Annotated in this window: 14 protein-coding genes; 2 read left to right on the forward strand and 12 right to left on the reverse strand. The window is 70.4% G+C overall.

What is annotated here, in order from left to right; all coding sequences use genetic code 11:
- Positions 1-11: 11 nt before the first annotated feature.
- The 9 genes from alaS to AB0K80_RS27345 all read right to left on the reverse strand — a co-directional run bounded on the left by alaS (position 12) and on the right by AB0K80_RS27345 (position 9,958).
- Positions 12-2,684 carry an alanine--tRNA ligase gene (gene alaS / locus AB0K80_RS27305; protein WP_365674054.1) on the reverse strand — a complete coding sequence of 891 codons (2,673 nt, stop codon included), beginning with the start codon at positions 2,682-2,684 and terminating at the stop codon, positions 12-14.
- Positions 2,684-3,046, reverse strand: a complete 363-nt coding sequence (locus AB0K80_RS27310) for a hypothetical protein (protein ID WP_365674056.1) — start codon at positions 3,044-3,046, stop codon at positions 2,684-2,686. Before AB0K80_RS27310 ends, alaS begins: the two co-directional genes overlap by 1 nt.
- A 7-nt stretch (positions 3,047-3,053) precedes the next feature.
- Positions 3,054-3,512: a DUF948 domain-containing protein gene (locus AB0K80_RS27315; RefSeq protein WP_365674058.1), complete on the reverse strand. Its 459-nt coding sequence runs from the start codon at positions 3,510-3,512 to the stop codon at positions 3,054-3,056.
- Between the two features lie 196 nt (positions 3,513-3,708).
- Positions 3,709-4,323 carry a 30S ribosomal protein S4 gene (rpsD, locus tag AB0K80_RS27320; RefSeq protein ID WP_365674060.1) on the reverse strand — a complete coding sequence of 205 codons (615 nt, stop codon included), beginning with the start codon at positions 4,321-4,323 and terminating at the stop codon, positions 3,709-3,711.
- Between the two features lie 327 nt (positions 4,324-4,650).
- Positions 4,651-6,006, reverse strand: a complete 1,356-nt coding sequence (locus AB0K80_RS27325; protein ID WP_365674062.1) for a replication-associated recombination protein A — start codon at positions 6,004-6,006, stop codon at positions 4,651-4,653.
- 43 nt (positions 6,007-6,049) lie between these two features.
- A complete protein-coding gene (locus tag AB0K80_RS27330; protein WP_365674064.1) occupies positions 6,050-6,706 on the reverse strand; it encodes a vitamin K epoxide reductase family protein in 657 nt (218 codons plus the stop codon).
- Between the two features lie 656 nt (positions 6,707-7,362).
- Positions 7,363-7,863 carry a hypothetical protein gene (locus AB0K80_RS27335; RefSeq protein ID WP_365674065.1) on the reverse strand — a complete coding sequence of 167 codons (501 nt, stop codon included), beginning with the start codon at positions 7,861-7,863 and terminating at the stop codon, positions 7,363-7,365.
- A 113-nt stretch (positions 7,864-7,976) separates the two neighbouring features.
- Entirely contained in the window at positions 7,977-9,239 is a 1,263-nt protein-coding gene (gene hisS / locus AB0K80_RS27340) for a histidine--tRNA ligase (RefSeq protein WP_365674067.1), read from the reverse strand.
- Between the two features lie 11 nt (positions 9,240-9,250).
- Positions 9,251-9,958 (reverse strand): MBL fold metallo-hydrolase, encoded by a 708-nt coding sequence (locus AB0K80_RS27345; RefSeq protein WP_365674069.1) that lies wholly within the window; start codon positions 9,956-9,958, stop codon positions 9,251-9,253.
- Positions 9,959-10,137: 179 nt separating this feature from the next.
- On the opposite strand from AB0K80_RS27345, the gene AB0K80_RS27350 reads away from it, so the two are divergent.
- Both AB0K80_RS27350 and AB0K80_RS27355 read left to right on the forward strand, forming a co-directional pair.
- Entirely contained in the window at positions 10,138-10,956 is an 819-nt protein-coding gene (locus AB0K80_RS27350; RefSeq protein ID WP_365674071.1) for a peptidylprolyl isomerase, read from the forward strand.
- A 135-nt stretch (positions 10,957-11,091) separates the two neighbouring features.
- Positions 11,092-12,321, forward strand: a complete 1,230-nt coding sequence (locus tag AB0K80_RS27355; RefSeq protein ID WP_365674072.1) for a DUF349 domain-containing protein — start codon at positions 11,092-11,094, stop codon at positions 12,319-12,321.
- Between the two features lie 83 nt (positions 12,322-12,404).
- On the opposite strand, the gene AB0K80_RS27360 is transcribed toward AB0K80_RS27355, so the two are convergent.
- The 3 genes from AB0K80_RS27360 to secF all read right to left on the reverse strand — a co-directional run bounded on the left by AB0K80_RS27360 (position 12,405) and on the right by secF (position 16,793).
- Positions 12,405-14,933 (reverse strand): bifunctional (p)ppGpp synthetase/guanosine-3',5'-bis(diphosphate) 3'-pyrophosphohydrolase, encoded by a 2,529-nt coding sequence (locus AB0K80_RS27360; protein ID WP_365674074.1) that lies wholly within the window; start codon positions 14,931-14,933, stop codon positions 12,405-12,407.
- A gap of 193 nt (positions 14,934-15,126) precedes the next feature.
- Positions 15,127-15,675: an adenine phosphoribosyltransferase gene (locus AB0K80_RS27365; protein ID WP_365674076.1), complete on the reverse strand. Its 549-nt coding sequence runs from the start codon at positions 15,673-15,675 to the stop codon at positions 15,127-15,129.
- Positions 15,672-16,793 (reverse strand): protein translocase subunit SecF, encoded by a 1,122-nt coding sequence (gene secF, locus AB0K80_RS27370; protein ID WP_365674079.1) that lies wholly within the window; start codon positions 16,791-16,793, stop codon positions 15,672-15,674. Before secF ends, AB0K80_RS27365 begins: the two co-directional genes overlap by 4 nt.

Below are 16,793 nucleotides of genomic sequence, written 5' to 3' on the forward strand. Positions count from 1 at the left end.
TCGGCCGTTTCTTACTTGGCGGTCTCGGCGACGAGGCGCTCGACGGCGTCGATGGCCTCGCCCACGGCGGCCGGGTTCTGGCCGCCGCCCTGGGCGACGTCGGGCTTGCCGCCACCGCCGCCACCGAGGGTCTTGGCGGCGGTGCGGACCAGGTCACCGGCCTTCAGACCGCGCTCGCGGGCGGCGTCGTTGGTGGCGATGACCGTCAGCGGCTTGCCGTTGTTGACGGTGAACAGGGCGACCACGGCGGCCCGGCCGCCCTGGATGCGGCCACGCACGTCGAGGACCAGCTTGCGCAGGTCGTCGGCGGTCGTGCCGTCCGGCACCTGGCCGGTGACCACGGCGACGCCATGGACGTCCTTGGCGGACCCGGCGAGTCCGGCGGCGGCCTGCAGCACCTTCTCGGCGCGGAACTTCTCGATCTCCTTCTCGGCGTCCTTCAGCCGGGCGAGCATGCCGGAGATCTTCTCGGGCAGCTCCTCCGGGCGGCCCTTGAGCAGCTCGGTGAGCTGGTTGACGACCGTGTGCTCGCGGGCGAGGAAGTGGTAGGCGTCCACGCCGACCAGGGCCTCGATCCGGCGCACACCGGAGCCGATGGAGGACTCGCCGAGCAGCTTCACCAGGCCCAGCTGGGCGGTGTTGTGCACGTGCGTGCCGCCGCACAGCTCCTTGGAGAAGTCGCCGATGGTCACCACGCGCACGCGCTCGCCGTACTTCTCGCCGAACTCGGCGATGGCGCCCTGCTTCTTGGCCTCGTCGAGGCTCATGATGTCGGCGCGCACGTCGAGGTCGCGGGCGAGCACCTCGTTGATCTTCTGCTCGACGTCCAGCATCACCGTCTGCGGTACGGCGGACGGCGAGCCGAAGTCGAAGCGGAACCGGCCGGGCTGGTTCTCGGAACCGGCCTGGGCGGCCGTCGGGCCGAGGGCGTCGCGCAGGGCCTGGTGGGTGAGGTGGGTGGCCGAGTGGGCCCGGGCGATGGCCTTGCGGCGGCGGGCGTCGATGGAGGCGTGGGCCTTGGCGCCGACCGTCACCTCGCCGACCTGGACGACGCCCTTGTGGACGTAGACGCCCGGGACCGGCTTCTGGCAGTCGCGGACCTCGATGACGGCACCGGCGTCGGTCCTGATGCGGCCGGTGTCGCCGATCTGGCCGCCGCCCTCGGCGTAGAAGGGCGTGCGGTCGAGGACGACCTCGACCTCGTCGCCCTCGGTGGCGGCCGGGGAGGAGACGCCGTCGACGAGGAGGCCGACGACGGTGGACTCGCCCTCGGTGTCGGTGTAGCCGATGAAGTCGGTGGCACCGGCCCGGTCGGCGATCTCGCGGTAGGCGCCGAGGTCGGCGTGGCCGGTCTTCTTGGCCTGGGCGTCGGCCTTGGCGCGCTCCCGCTGCTCCTTCATCAGGCGGCGGAAGCCCTCCTCGTCCACGGACAGCCCCTGTTCGGCGGCCATCTCGAGGGTGAGGTCGATCGGGAAGCCCCAGGTGTCGTGGAGCAGGAAGGCCTTGTCGCCGGAGAGCACGGTGCCGCCGGCGGCCTTCGTCTCGGTGACGGCCGTGTCGAGGATGTTGGTGCCGGCCTTCAGCGTCTTGAGGAAGGCGGCCTCCTCGGCGAGGGCGACCTTCTCGATGCGCTCGCGGTCGGTGATGAGCTCGGGGTACTGCCGGCCCATCATGCCGATCACGACGTCGATGAGGTCCTTGACGACCGGCCCGGTGGCGCCGAGCAGGCGCATGTTGCGGATGGCGCGGCGCATGATCCGGCGCAGCACGTAGCCGCGGCCCTCGTTGCCGGGGGTGACGCCGTCGCCGATGAGCATGACGGCGGTGCGCATGTGGTCGGTGACCACGCGCAGGGACACGTCCGAGTCGTGGGCGTCGCCGTAGCGCACGCCGGTCAGCTCGGTGGCCTTGTCGATGACGGCCATCGAGGTGTCGATCTCGTACATGTTCTGCACGCCCTGCAGAATCATGGCGAGCCGCTCGAGGCCGAGGCCGGTGTCGATGTTCTTGCTCGGCAGGTCGCCGAGGATCTCGAAGTCCTCCTTGCCGGTGCCCTCGCCTCGCTCGTACTGCATGAAGACGAGGTTCCAGATCTCCACGTACCGCTCGTCGTTGACGGCGGGGCCGCCCTCGACGCCGAACTCGGGGCCGCGGTCGTAGTTGATCTCGGAGCAGGGACCGCACGGGCCGGGCACGCCCATGGACCAGAAGTTGTCCTTCTTGCCGAGGCGCTGGATGCGCTCCTTGGGCACCCCGACGACGTCGTGCCAGATCTGCTCGGCCTCGTCGTCGTCCTGGTAGACGGTGATCCAGAGCTTCTCCGGTTCCAGGCCGTAACCGCCCTTGTCCTGGGGCGTGGTGAGCAGCTCCCAGGCGAGCTTGATGGCGCCTTCCTTGAAGTAGTCGCCGAAGGAGAAGTTGCCGCACATCTGGAAGAACGTGCCGTGCCGCGTGGTCTTGCCGACCTCTTCGATGTCGGGTGTGCGCACGCACTTCTGCACGCTGGTGGCGCGCGGGAACGGCGGCGTTGTCTCGCCCAGGAAGTAGGGCTTGAAGGGCACCATGCCGGCGTTGACCAGGAGCAGAGTCGGGTCGTCCGCGATGAGCGACGCCGAAGGGACGACGGTGTGCCCGCGCTCCTCGAAGAAGCTCAGCCAGCGACGGCGGATCTCAGCCGACTCCATCAGTGGTCCTCATTCCGGTTGTACGGGTACGTCGGGTACGTCGAGCCCTCGACGTACGGGGGGCTGTTGCGGTTCTCGATGGCGGCGTGCCGCCGGGTTGCCGGGAGTTCACGGCCGGGGACGGGGGCGTTGAGCCCGAGCGCGTCGCCCAACTCGGCTTCCCGCTGCGCCATGTTGTCGCGGACGTCGAGCGCGAAGCCCACCGCGCGGTCCTTCAGCCGGTGCCCTGCCTCGACGGCCTTGTTCGCCGCCGCGTGGGCGAGGCTCTCGGGGGTGAGCTGCTTGAGCTTCCGGTTGACCTTGGTGGTGGCCCACACGCCGGCGGCGACGCCGGTGGTGAACCAGAACGTACGGCGGAACATGTCTGGGTCAGTCCCTCTTTCCGCGGAAGGTGCGCTTCGTGCGTCGTGCGGCCGGGACGGTGCGGCCGACGATGACGGTTCGCCTGGACGCCCGGGCGGGCACGTCCTCCTCCTTGCGCCCGGCGAGGGCCTGGCGCACGCCGTAGCCGAAGGCGGCGACCTTGACCAGGGGGCCGCCGAAGGTGGAGGCGACGGTGGTGGACAGCGCGGAGGCGTTGGACGTGACCTCCTGGACGTCGGAGGCGATCGCGTCGACCCGCTCGAGCTGGGTCTGCGCGGAGCGCACCGCCGCGGAGGCGTCGGCCAGCAGCGGGACGGCCTGGTCGGTCACGTCCGCCACGAGCTTGGTGGTCGCCCTGAGCGTCTGGGCCAGCCTCGCCAGCGCGACGGCGAGGAAGGAGACCAGGATCGCCCAGAACACGGCCACCAGGATTCCGGCCACCTCTCCACCGGACACTGTGTGCACCCGCTCCCTGAAACGTGCCTGCGTAGCTGCCTGAACATCGAGAAAGTCGTGTGACCGAGCCTATCGCGCCGGGGATGGCGCTCCGTACCCGATTACGGGTGCCACGATCCGGGCGCCACAGGCGCGAAAGCCCGTCGTCCCCCCACCCGGAGAGGGCGGGGCGACGACGGGCTGCGGTACCGCTCGCCTGCTGGGATCAGCGGGCGTAGTACTCGACGACGAGCTGCTCGTCGCAGACCACCGGGATCTCCTTGCGGTTCGGCTCGCGGTCCAGGCGGAACGCCAGGGCCTTGAGGTTCACCTGAAGGTAGCGCGGGGTCTCGCCGTCGGGGGCGAAACCGCCCTCACGGGCGATCTGGAAGAGCGTCTTGTCCTTGCTGCGGTCGCGGACCTGCACGACGTCGTCCGGGCGGACACGGAAGGAGGGCTTGTCGACCTTCTTGCCGTTGACCTGGATGTGGCCGTGGGTGACCATCTGGCGGGCCTGGTAGATCGTGCGGGCGATGCCGGAGCGCAGGACCAGCGCGTCGAGGCGCTTCTCCAGCTCCACGATCAGGGCCTCACCGGTCTTGCCCTGCACCTTGGACGCGCGCTCGTAGGCGCGGACCAGCTGGCGCTCGGAGATGTCGTACTGGGCGCGCAGACGCTGCTTCTCGAGCAGTCGGACCTTGTAGTCCGAGTTCTGCTTGCGGCCGCGGCCGTGCTCACCCGGCGGGTAGGGGCGGGCCTCGAAGTACTTGACGGCCTTCGGGGTCAGCGCGATGCCGAGGGCACGCGACTTCTTGACCTTGGGGCGGGACTGATTCGCCATGTTCTCTTTCCTAGGTGTTCCGGCTCCCCAGGGTTAGGGGAGGTCGCATCCGCAGCCGGGAAAACCCGCCGGGCCCGCTGGGCCTGGCCGGGCAGCCGCTTCCCTGGTCTGGGCACATACGTGCAGCACGCGAGTGGCCCACCGACCTGTCCCGGAGCTCCGGGTGGTGGTGGGCTGCCCGCGACACCGTTCGCCGGTGCGCGACGCTCCTGGAGATCCCCGCCCGGGGGCCGGGTCTCCGGCTGGGTGTCCCGCTCTGGGGTGCCGGCTCCCCCTGCTGGGGTGCCGGACACGGGACTCAGCACTTCGGAAAAGTCTACAGGGTGCTCAGGACCGCTTTCGACCGAGGTGTTTCCGGGTCCACTCGACGGCGTCGGCGTACCGCGCCTCGGCGCCGTGCCGGGTCGGTGTGTAGTACTCGCGGTCCTTCAGGGCGTCCGGGGCGTACTGCTGGGCAGCGATGCCCTCGGGCACGTCGTGCGGGTAGACGTACCCCTGCCCGTGCCCGAGCTTGGAGGCGCCCTTGTAGTGGGAGTCGCGCAGGTGCGCGGGCACGGGCCCGGCCAGTCCCTTGCGTACGTCGTCCAGGGCGGCGCCGATCGCGGTGGTCGCGGAGTTGGACTTGGGGGCGAGGGCGAGGGCGATGGTGGCGTGGCTGAGGGTGAGGGCCGCCTCGGGGAAGCCGATCATGGCGACGGCCTGGGCGGCGGCGACCGCGAGGGGCAGGGCGGTGGGGTCGGCCAGACCGATGTCCTCGCTGGCGGAGATCATCAGGCGGCGGGCGATGAAGCGGGGGTCCTCGCCGGCCTCGATCATGCGGGCCAGGTAGTGCAGGGCGGCGTCGACGTCGGAGCCGCGGATGGACTTGATGAGGGCGCTGGCCACGTCGTAGTGCTGGTCGCCGTCGCGGTCGTACTTCACTGCGGCCCGGTCGACCGTCTCCTCCAGGGTCGTCAGGGTCACCTCCGCCTCGCCCTTGTCGAGGGCGGCCCCGGCGGCGGCCTCCAGGGCCGTGAGCGCGCGGCGGGCGTCGCCGCCGGCGATGCGCAGCAGGTGGTTCTCGGTGTCCTCGGGGAGGGTGACGGCGCCCTTCAGGCCGCGCTCGTCGGTGAGGGCGCGCCGCAGCAGGCCCCGGATGTCGTCGTCGGTGAGGGGTTCGAGCGTGAGGAGCAGCGAGCGGGACAGGAGCGGGGAGATCACCGAGAAGTACGGGTTCTCGGTGGTGGCCGCGATCAGGGTCACCCAGCGGTTCTCGACGGCCGGGAGGAGGGAGTCCTGCTGGGCCTTGCTGAAGCGGTGGATCTCGTCGAGGAAGAGGACGGTCTCCTTGCCGTAGCCGCCCGAGGCGCGGCGGGCCCCGTCGATGACCGCGCGGACCTCCTTGACGCCCGCGGTGATCGCCGACAGTTCCACGAAGCGCTTGTTGGTGGCCTTGGAGACGACGTACGCCAGGGTCGTCTTGCCGGTGCCGGGCGGGCCCCAGAGGATCACCGAGGAGGGGCCGGCCGGGCCGGAGCCGCCCTCGCCGACCAGTCTGCGCAGGGGCGATCCCGGCTTCAGCAGGTGCTGCTGGCCCACCACCTCGTCGAGGGTGCGCGGGCGCATCCGTACCGCCAGGGGGCTGCTGGACGGCTCCTTCTCCTGGCGTTCTTCTGCTGCGGCGGTGAACAGGTCGGGCTCCACGCTGAAACCCTAAGGCACCGCACTGACAGTCCGGGGCCGGCTGTCAGCTGGTCCAGAAGTCCCACCAGCGGGTGAGGATCAGCATGCCGATGATGCCGATGTGCAGGACCGGCATGACCCAGGTGAACTCGCCGAAGAAGCCCTTCAGCCAGCCGGGGGCGGGCAGGAAGCCCTTGCGGATGTTGAACGAGGTCACGTACCAGAACATGACGATCGTGGCGACCCAGGCCAGGCAGCACCACAGGCACAGCGCGTTGATCCGGTACAGCGACTGGAACATCAGCCAGGCGCAGAAGCTCACGCCGAACAGGCAGCCGGCGTTGAAGGTGAGCCAGTACCAGCGCGGGAAGCGGGCCCGGGCGAGCAGGCTCACACCGACACAGATGACGATGCCGTAGCAGACCAGGCCGAGCATCGGGTTGGGGAAACCGAAGACGGCGGCCTGCTTGCTCTCCATGACGCTGCCGCAGGAGACGACGGGGTTCAGACTGCACCCCGGCACGAACGTCCTGCCCTCGACCTTGGCCTCGAGGAGCTTGAACTTGTCGATCGTGATGACCCACGCGGCGAGCAGCCCGGCCGCGCCGGTGATCATCAGCAGCAGGGCGAACGCCCGGCTGCCGCCCTCGGCGCGCGGCTCCGGGTCGGCGCGCGCCGGCTCGGGCTCCGTGGAGACGTCGTGGACTGTCGTCTTGCTCATCACGCCGATTCCGTCACTTGAGGCCGGGAACATCTTCGGGCAGGGCCATTGTGCCGCACATGCGCCCCGCCCACCGTTCGATGGACATAAGCAAGTACGCAGGGTCGTCCCCCGGGGGTTCATTTCCGGCCGACACGCGTCGCGTCCCGGCACACACGACCGAACACGACCCGGTGGACGGGCCCACCTGGCAGGCCGCGTAGGTCTGCTGACGGCGCGGCGCCGTCGACCGGCTCCGGCGCGTACGCCCCGGGCGGTGCCGGGAGAGGCCGCCTCCGCAGGACCTGATGGATCGGTGGAGGCGGGCGGGGCGCGTGCCGGAGCAGGCTCGGCTGCCGGGTGATCGCACTGCCGGCGTTCTGCACCGACCGCTGCACCGATGGGCCCCTGTGGCGGGCGCGGCCGGCGCGGCGCGGTTGGTCGACCGCCCGAGGCGACGCCGGCGCGGCACCCGCGGGTCCGCGCGGGAGGCGGCGGTCCACAGGCCCAGGTCTGCCAAGACACCGGAAGCGGGCGGCGGCGCACGCTCGGCAGGAGCCGGTACACAGACAGGGGCGGCCGGGCGGCCATCTCCGCCAGGACCGCTGCGCCAGGAGCCCGGTCGACGCGCCAGCGTCCCACGGCGGGCGGTGCGACCTTTCGGCAGGGGCCGCGGCCTACGCCGTGAGCATGATGGAGGTGCCGAAGGATGCCAGGAAATTCTTCACGACACTCCTGGAGAACGGATCATCGCCCGGATCCCCGGGAGTGACGACGCTGACGGCGTAGTACTCGGACAACAGGAGCCGCGTCCCTTCGACCGCCGCCTCCGCCTCGGGAGAGGCGACGTGGATCCCGGAGACCGTCATCGCGTGCAGTGGCTGGGCGTGATGGCGATAGAACACGGCGTATGGCCCCTGCCCTGCGGCCTCGAGGGTGTAGCCGTGCTCCTCCCAGAAGGCCTCCATCGCCTGGCCGGAGGAGAAGGTGACAATACCCGAGAAGTCGTCATCCTCCGGTTCCGGCAGTCGCCAGTCTGCCGCGACGTCAGACCGGAACGGTTCCCCGCACAGGAAGAGCCCTGGCCACCGCTGCTGGCCGAGACGGACAAAACGGCGCATGGCCTCAGGGAACGACGCGTCCACGACGAAGTCCGTCGAGTGGCCTGTGAGATCCATGGGATTCCTCCGGAATTCTGGGGTGCCGTGGCCGTCGTGGACCGGTGCCGCGCCGGAGCAGTGACGAGGGACCGGTGCCTGCACACGGCACCGGCCCCCTCGTCGACGTCCTGCTAGCCCAGCCGGGCCTCCAGTTCCGCCACGATCTCGTTGACGCCCACCGCCGTCTGCTCGCCGGACTCCATGTCCTTCAGCTGTACGACGCCCTCGGCCAGATCCCGCTCCCCCGCCACGATCGTGTAGCGGGCGCCGCTGCGGTTGGCGTTCTTCATGGCGCCCTTGAGGCCCTTGCCGCCGTACGAGAAGTCGGCGGCGATGCCCACCTTGCGCAGCTCGGTGACCTTCGCGAACAGGACCCGGCGGGCCTCCTCGCCGAGCGGTACGGCGAACACGCTGGTGGCGGCGGGGAGTTGGAGCTCGACGCCCTCGGCCTCCAGGGCCAGCACCGTGCGGTCGACGCCCAGGGCCCAGCCGACGGACGGCAGGGCGGGGCCGCCGATCATCTCCGACAGACCGTCGTAGCGGCCGCCGCCACCCACCGCGGACTGGGAGCCGAGGCCGTCGTGGACGAACTCGAAGGTGGTCCGGGTGTAGTAGTCCAGGCCGCGCACCAGCTTCGGGTCGTCCTCGAAGGAGACGTCCGCCGCGCTGATCAGCTCGCGGACCTCCTCGTGGTAGGCCTTGCAGGCGTCGCACAGGTAGTCGCGCAGCAGCGGGGCGTCGGCCAGCTGCTTCTGCACCTCCTGGCGCTTGTCGTCCAGGACGCGCAGCGGGTTGATCTCCGCCCGGCGCAGGGTGTCCTCGTCGAGGTCCAGGCCGCGCAGGAAGTCCTGAAGCGCCTGCCGGTAGACCGGGCGGCACTCCTTGTCGCCCAGGCTGTTGAGGAGGATCCGGAAGTCGCGCAGGCCGAGCGAACGGTACGCCTGGTCGGCCAGGATGATCAGCTCGGCGTCCAGGGCCGGGTCCTCCGCGCCGATGGCCTCGGCGCCGACCTGGGAGAAGTGGCGGTAGCGGCCCTTCTGGGGGCGCTCGTAGCGGTAGTACGAGCCGGAGTACCAGAGCTTGACCGGGAGGTTGCCCGCCTTGTGGAGGTTGGCCTCCAGGGCCGCGCGCAGCACGGAGGCGGTGCCTTCGGGGCGCAGGGCCAGCTTGTCGCCGCCCTTGGTCTCGAAGGCGTACATCTCCTTGGTCACGATGTCGGTGGACTCGCCGACCCCGCGGGCGAACAGCTCGACGTTCTCGAAGCCAGGCGTCTCGATGTAGCCGTAGCCGGAGTTGCGCAGCGGGGCGGCGATGGCCTCGCGCACGGCGAGGTACTTGGCGGAGTCCGGCGGGATCAGGTCGTACGTGCCCTTGGGGGCCTTGAAGGTGCTCACGGAAGGTCTCGTCACATTCCTCGTCGGGGAGCCTCACCGGCTCCCGGGCCGGCCGCCACCTGCCGCAGGTAGGGGTTGGTGGCGCGTTCCCGGCCGATGGTCGTCTGGGGGCCGTGGCCGGACAGCACCACGGTCGAGTCGTCGAGCGGCAGGCACACGCGGGCCAGCGAGTCGAGCATCTCGGCCATGTCACCGCCGGGCAGGTCGGTGCGTCCGATGGAGCCGGCGAACAGCAGGTCGCCCGAGAACAGGATGGGCGGGATGTCCGCCGCCTCGGGCATGCCGAAGGTCACCGACCCCTTGGTATGGCCCGGCGCGTGCGAGACGGTGAGCTCCAGCCCCGCCAGCTCCAGCTTCGCCCCGTCGGTCAGCTCGCGGACGTCGTCCGGCTCCCCCACGGTCAGCTCGCCCAGCAGCGGCAGCCCGATGGAACGGCCGAGCGCCTTCTCCGGGTCGCTCATCATGTACCGGTCCTCGGGGTGGATCCAGGCCGGTACGTCGTGCGCGCCGCACACCGGGACGACCGAGGCCACGTGGTCCAGGTGGCCGTGGGTGAGGACGACGGCGACGGGCTTGAGCCGATGCTTCCTCAGCGTCTCCTCGACTCCGGGGGCCGCCTCGTGGCCCGGGTCGATGATCACGCACTCCTCACCGGCGGCGGGGGCGACGAGATAACAGTTCGTCCCCCAGGCCCCGGCGGGGAACCCGGCAATGAGCACGATCGTCCTTCGTTGTGTCGGTACGGGTGGGCTTGCCAGCGGGCAGCGCCCGTGGTCAGAGCCTACCGGCGGTCCCGAATCCTCAGCGAACCCATATACGGTACGGGGCACACGCACGCGGTCGGCTCACGGCGCACCCGCGTACCGGTCGGCACACGAGACGTTGAGGAGAGAACCCGGTGGTCAGCCAGGAACAGCGGCGGCGTCAGCTCGCCCGGGAGAAGTTCTTGCGGCAGCAGCAGCGGCGCACCGAGGCGCGGCGCAAGGCGCGCATCCGCAACTCGGTGATCGCGTCCGTCCTCGGCGTGGTCGTCATCGGCAGCCTCGCGATCTACACGACCGGGGTACTCAAGAAGGACGACGACAAGACCAACGCGAGCGCGGAGGTCACCCCCAGCGCCTCGCCCAGCAAGGCACCCGACCCGTGCGCCAAGCCCGCCCCGGGCAAGGTCACGTCGCAGACCTGGAAGAAGGAGCCTGCGATGACGATCGACACGTCGGCGAAGTACACGATGAAGCTGGACACGACGTGCGGCGAGATAGACATCGCGCTGAAGGCGTCGGCGGCCCCGCACACCGTCAACTCCTTCGCCTTCCTCGCCGGCAAGGGCTACTTCGACCACAGCAAGTGCCACCGGCTCACCACCAACGGCATCTACGTGCTCCAGTGCGGTGACCCCACGGGCACCGGCACGGGCGGCCCCGGCTACACGATCCCGGACGAGAACCTGAAGGACAAAAGCCTGAAGGACAACATCTACCCGGCGGGCACGGTCGCGATGGCGAACACCGGGCAGAAGCACAGCGGCGGAAGCCAGTTCTTCCTGGTGTACCAGGACAGCCAGTTGCCGCCCAGCTACACACCGTTCGGCACCGTCTCGGAGGCGGGCATGAAGGTGCTGAAGAAGATCGCCAAGGCGGGCGAGAGCACCGGAGCCGGTGACGGGGCCCCGAACGCGACCGTTGTGATCAACAAGGCCACGGTCACCGAATCCTGACCCTCAACTGCGAAATTTCGGTCGCGCGGGATGCGGACAGGCCGCCCGCCGGTCGCCTATGTTGGCCGTGACGAAACTGTGGACGATGCCCGGGGGAGCTGAGGCCCTCCGCAGGCATCATGTGGAGGAGGCGCTGTGAGCAGCGACCCGTGGGGCCGCGTCGACGAGACGGGGACCGTGTACGTGCGTACGGCCGACGGCGAGAAGGTCGTCGGTTCCTGGCAGGCCGGCTCCCCCGAGGAGGCGCTGGCCTACTTCGAGCGCAAGTACGAGGGCCTGGTTGTCGAGATCGGCCTCCTCGAGAAGCGAGTGAAGACCACCGACCTGTCGGCCAAGGACGCCCTGGCCGCCATCGAGCACCTGCGGGAGCAGGTCGACGCGCACCACGCGGTGGGCGACCTGGACGCCCTCAGGGCCCGGCTGGACAAACTCGTCGAGCTGGTCGAGAAGCGCCGCGAGGAGCGCAGGGCGCAGCGGGCACGGCAGTCCGACGAGGCCCGCAAGGCCAAGGAGGCGCTGGTCGCCGAGGCCGAGGAGCTCGCGCGGTCCGACCAGTGGCGGGCGGCCGGTGAGCGGCTGCGGGCGCTGGTGGACACCTGGAAGGGGCTGCCGCGGCTGGACCGCAAGTCCGACGACGAGCTGTGGCACCGCTTCTCGCACGCGCGGTCGGCGTTCTCCAAGCGCCGCAAGCAGCACTTCGCGCAGCTGGACGCGCAGCGCGAGGAGGCGCGCCGGACGAAGGAACGGCTGGTCGCCGAGGCCGAGGCCCTGTCGAGCTCGACGGACTGGGGTCCGACGGCCGCGCGCTACCGGGAGCTGATGGCCGAGTGGAAGGCCGCCGGCCGGGCCCAGCGGGAGCACGAGGACGACCTGTGGAACCGCTTCCGGGGCGCCCAGGACGTCTTCTTCGCGGCGCGCAGCCATGTGTTCGCCGAGCGCGACGCGGAGCAGGCGGAGAACCTCAAGCTGAAGGAGGAGCTGGCCGAGGAGGCCGAGAAGCTCCTGCCGGTCACGGACCTGAAGGCGGCCCGGGCCGCGTTCCGTGCCATCAACGAGCGCTGGGAGGCCATCGGCCATGTGCCGCGCGACGCGCGGCCGAAGGTCGAGGGCCGGATGCACGCCGTGGAGCGGGCGATCCAGGAGGCCGAGGAGGCCGAGTGGCGCCGGACCAACCCGGAGGCACGCGCCCGTGCCGAGGGCCTGACCGGCCAGCTCCAGGCCGCCGTGGACAAGCTGAGGGCCCAGATCGAGCAGGCCCGCGCCCAGGGCAACAACGCCCGGGCCGACAAGCTCGAGAAGGAACTGCAGGGCCGCCAGGCGCTGCTGGACCAGGCGCTGAAGGGTCTGCAGGAGTTCGGCGGCTGACCGGCACCCGTACGTGAGGAGGGGCTCCCCGCGGGGAGCCCCTTCTTCGTGCGCCGTGGTGCTGACGACCTGTGCCGTGGTGCTTACGACCTGTTGCGGGCGGAGGTCACCCGGTACACGTCGTACACGCCCTCCACACCGCGTACGGCCTTCAGGACGTGCCCCAGGTGCTTGGGGTCGCCCATCTCGAAGGTGAAGCGGGAGGTGGCGACCCGGTCGCGGGAGGTCTGGACGGCCGCGGAGAGGATGTTGACGTGCTGGTCGGACAGCACACGGGTGACGTCCGACAGCAGCCGGGAGCGGTCCAGGGCCTCCACCTGGATGGCGACCAGGAACACGGACGACTGGGTGGGCGCCCACTCGACGTCGAGGATGCGCTCGGGCTCCCGGGACAGCGACTCGACGTTCACACAGTCGCTGCGGTGCACCGACACTCCGTTCCCCCGTGTCACGAAGCCGATGATCGGGTCGCCGGGGACGGGCGTACAGCAGCGGGCCAGCTTGACCCACACGTCCTCGACGCCCTTGACGACGACGCCCGGGTCGGCGCTGGTGCGGCGCTTTCGGCTGCGCGAGCGGGACGGCGGGACCGTCTCGTCGATCTCGTCGGTGGCGGCCTCCTCCCCGCCGAGCGCCTGGACGAGCTTCTGCACGATGTTCTGCGCGGAGACATGCCCCTCGCCGATCGCCGCGTACAGCGCGGAGATGTCCGCGTACCGCATCTCGTGGGCGAGCGTGACGAGGGAGTCACCCGTCAGGATGCGCTGGATCGGCAGGTTCTGCTTGCGCATCGCGCGGACGATGGCGTCCTTGCCCTGCTCGATCGCCTCGTCGCGGCGCTCCTTGGAGAACCACGCCCGGATCTTGTTGCGGGCGCGCGGCGACTTCACGAACCCGAGCCAGTCGCGGGAGGGGCCCGCGCCCGGTGCCTTGGAGGTGAAGACCTCCACCAGGTCGCCGTTGTCGAGCGTGGACTCCAGCGGGACGAGGCGGCCGTTGACGCGCGCGCCTATCGTGCGGTGGCCGACCTCGGTGTGGACGGCGTACGCGAAGTCCACGGGCGTGGCACCGGCCGGGAGCGCTATGACGTCGCCCTTCGGGGTGAAGACGAAGACCTCGTTGCGGGAGAGGTCGAAGCGCAGCGACTCCAGGAACTCGCTGGGGTCCTCGGTCTCCTTCTGCCAGTCCAGCAGCTGCCGCAGCCACGCCATGTCGTTGATGGCGGCCGCGTCCTTGCCGGCCTTCCCGGCCGGCGCCTTGGGCGCGTCGGTGCGGATCTTGGAGGCGCCGGCGACGGCCTCCTGCTTGTACTTCCAGTGCGCGGCGATGCCGTACTCGGCGCGGCGGTGCATGTCGAACGTGCGGATCTGGAGTTCGACCGGTTTGCCGCCGGGGCCGATGACCGTCGTGTGCAACGACTGGTACATGTTGAACTTCGGCATCGCGATGTAGTCCTTGAACCGGCCGGGGACCGGGTTCCATCGCGCGTGCACCGTGCCGAGCGCCGCGTAGCAGTCGCGGACGGTGTCCACGAGGACGCGGATGCCCACCAGGTCGTAGATCTCCGCGAAGTCCCGGCCGCGGACGATCATCTTCTGGTAGACGCTGTAGTAGTGCTTGGGGCGGCCGGTGACGGTCGCCTTGATGCGGGCGGCCCGCAGGTCCTGCTGGACCTCGTCGGTGACGATGGCCAGGTACTCGTCACGCTTCGGTGCCCGCTCGGCCACCAGCCGTACGATCTCGTCGTACATCTTGGGGTAGAGGATCGCGAAGGCGAGGTCCTCCAGCTCCCACTTGATGGTGTTCATGCCCAGGCGGTGGGCGAGCGGCGCGTAGATCTCGAGGGTCTCGCGCGCCTTCTTCTCCTGCTTCTCGCGCTTGAGGTAGCGCATGGTGCGCATGTTGTGCAGCCGGTCGGCGAGCTTGATGACCAGGACGCGGGGGTCCTTGGCCATGGCGACGACCATCTTGCGCACGGTCTCGGCCTGGGCGGCCTCGCCGAACTTGACCTTGTCCAGCTTGGTGACGCCGTCGACGAGCAGGGCGACCACGTCGCCGAAGTCGCGCCGCAGGTCTTCCAGGCCGTACTCGGTGTCCTCGACGGTGTCGTGCAGCAGGCCGGCCATCAGCGTGGCCGGGTCCATGCCGAGCTCGGCGAGGATGGTGGTGACGGCGAGGGGGTGCGTGATGTACGGGTCGCCGCTCTTGCGTTTCTGACCGCGGTGCCAGCGCTCGGCGACCTGGTAGGCGCGCTCGATCTGGCGGAGCGTGGCCGCGTCGATCTTCGGGTCGTTGCTGCGCACTATCCGCAGCAGCGGCTCCAAGACCGGGTTGTACGAGTTCGCGCGCTGGACGCCGAGGCGGGCGAGGCGGGCGCGGACGCGGTTGGAGGAACCGGAGCGGGCGGGCTGCCCGGAGGAGGGGCGGACCGCGGGCGGCGCGGGCTTGGGGGCGGTCTGCTCGGCGGGCTTGTCGACGGGCGCGGACTGGGCGTGCTGCACCGGCCCGCGGGTGTCGTTCTTCGCGTGGGGCGCGTTCGGCGCGGGCTTCGCCGCGGCGGCCGAGGCGGACTCGGGCTTGGCGGCGGTCAGGTGCTGGGCCTCGTCTGGCAAGAGGACTCCTCGTGCGCGATCCGGGTCCCCCGGTCAGGCTCCGGAGAACCCATGGTAGCGAGCCCGGGCCCGAGGATCGCCTTCTGGCCACTGTGAGGGACGTCTACCGGAGAAACATGAGAGGCGGGCTCCGGATTCCTCCGGGCCCGCCTCCGCGGTGTCATGCCGGTGCCCCCGGCCCGCGCACGGGTGTCTACACCGTGAGCAGCGCCTGGAGCGGGGCACCGTCCAGGGCCGGTTCCAGGCGGGTACGGCCGCCGAGGAAGCCCAGTTCCATCAGGACGGCCAGGCCCGCGACCTGGGCGCCGGCCCGGCGGATGAGCTGGATCGAGGCCTCGGCGGTGCCGCCGGTGGCCAGGACGTCGTCGATGACCAGGACGCGGTCGCCGGCGGCCAGGTCCTCCGCGTGCACCTCGATCTCGGCCGAGCCGTACTCCAGGTCGTACGCCTGGCGGAGGGTGGCTCCGGGGAGCTTGCCCGCCTTGCGTACGGGGATGAAGCCGAGGCCGGCGCGCACGGCGACGGGGGCGCCGAGGATGAAGCCGCGGGCCTCCAGGCCGACGACCTTCGTCGCACCGGTGCGCTCGGCGATCTCCGCCAGGGCGCCGGTGAGCGCGGTGAACGCCGCGGGGTCCGCCAGGAGCGGGGTGATGTCCTTGAACATCACGCCCGGCTCCGGGTAGTCGGCCACGTCCCGGATGCGGCTGAGCAGCAGCGCGCTGATGTCGGCGAGCTCGGTCATCGGCGCTTCCCCGACGGACGGCCACGGCCCCGGCTGCGGGACGCGGGCTGGTTGCGCGGGCCGACCACCGCCGCAGCGGCGTCCTCGGGCTCGTCGTCGTACCGCTCGTCGCCGGCCGGTTCGGCGTCCGGGGACACGCCCGAGGCCGCGGCCTGCGCCCGCTTGGCCAGGACGCGCTTCTTCAGCGCCTTCATCTGCGGCTCGCGCTCCTTGAGGTCGGCGACGAGCGGCGTGGCGATGAAGATCGAGGAGTACGCGCCGGCCGCGAGGCCGACGAACAGCGACAGCGAGATGTCGTTGAGCATGCCCGCGCCGAGGACACCGCCGCCGATGAACAGCAGGCCCGCCACCGGCAGCAGGGCGACCACCGTGGTGTTGACGGAGCGGACCAGGGTGCTGTTGATCGAGCGGTTGGCGACGTCGCTGTAGGTCCAGCGGGTCTGCTTGGTGATGTCCTTCGTCTGCTCCTTGAGGCTGTCGAAGACGACGACCGTGTCGTAGAGCGAGTAACCGAGGATCGTCAGCAGACCGATCACCGTGCCGGGCGTGACCTCGAAGCCGACCAGGGCGTAGATGCCGACCGTGATGGTGATGTCGTGGATCAGCGCGACGAAGGCCGCCAGGGCCATGCGCCACTCGAAGGCGATCGCCAGGTAGATCACCACCAGGACCAGGAAGATGCCCAGGCCCTGCCACGCCTTGTCGGCGATCTGGTCACCCCAGCTGGGGCCGACCAGGTCGGCGTTGATCTGCTCGGCGCCGACCTTGAGGTCCTGGGCGAGCTGGTCCTTGATCTCGTCGGACTTGGCGGTGTCGATGCCCGCGATCTGGATGCGCAGGCTGCCGTCGCCGAGCTTCTGGACGATCGCGTCGTGGCCGGAGGCGTCCTCCGCGTAGCCCTCCGCCGTGGCCACCGAGGCGCTCATGTTCTTCGGGGTGGTGAAGACGGCACCGCCCTGGAACTCGATGCCCATGTTCAGGCCGCGCACCGCCAGGCCGAGGATGGCCGTGATGGTGATCAGGATGGAGATGCCGTACCAGATCTTGCGGTTCTTGACGAAGTCGTAGCCGACCTCGCCACGGTGCAGTCGGGCGCCGAGGTTGCCGAGTTTCGACAT

Origin of the sequence: Streptomyces sp. NPDC052682 (genome assembly GCF_040678435.1) — a bacterium.
GTDB lineage: Bacteria > Actinomycetota > Actinomycetes > Streptomycetales > Streptomycetaceae > Streptomyces.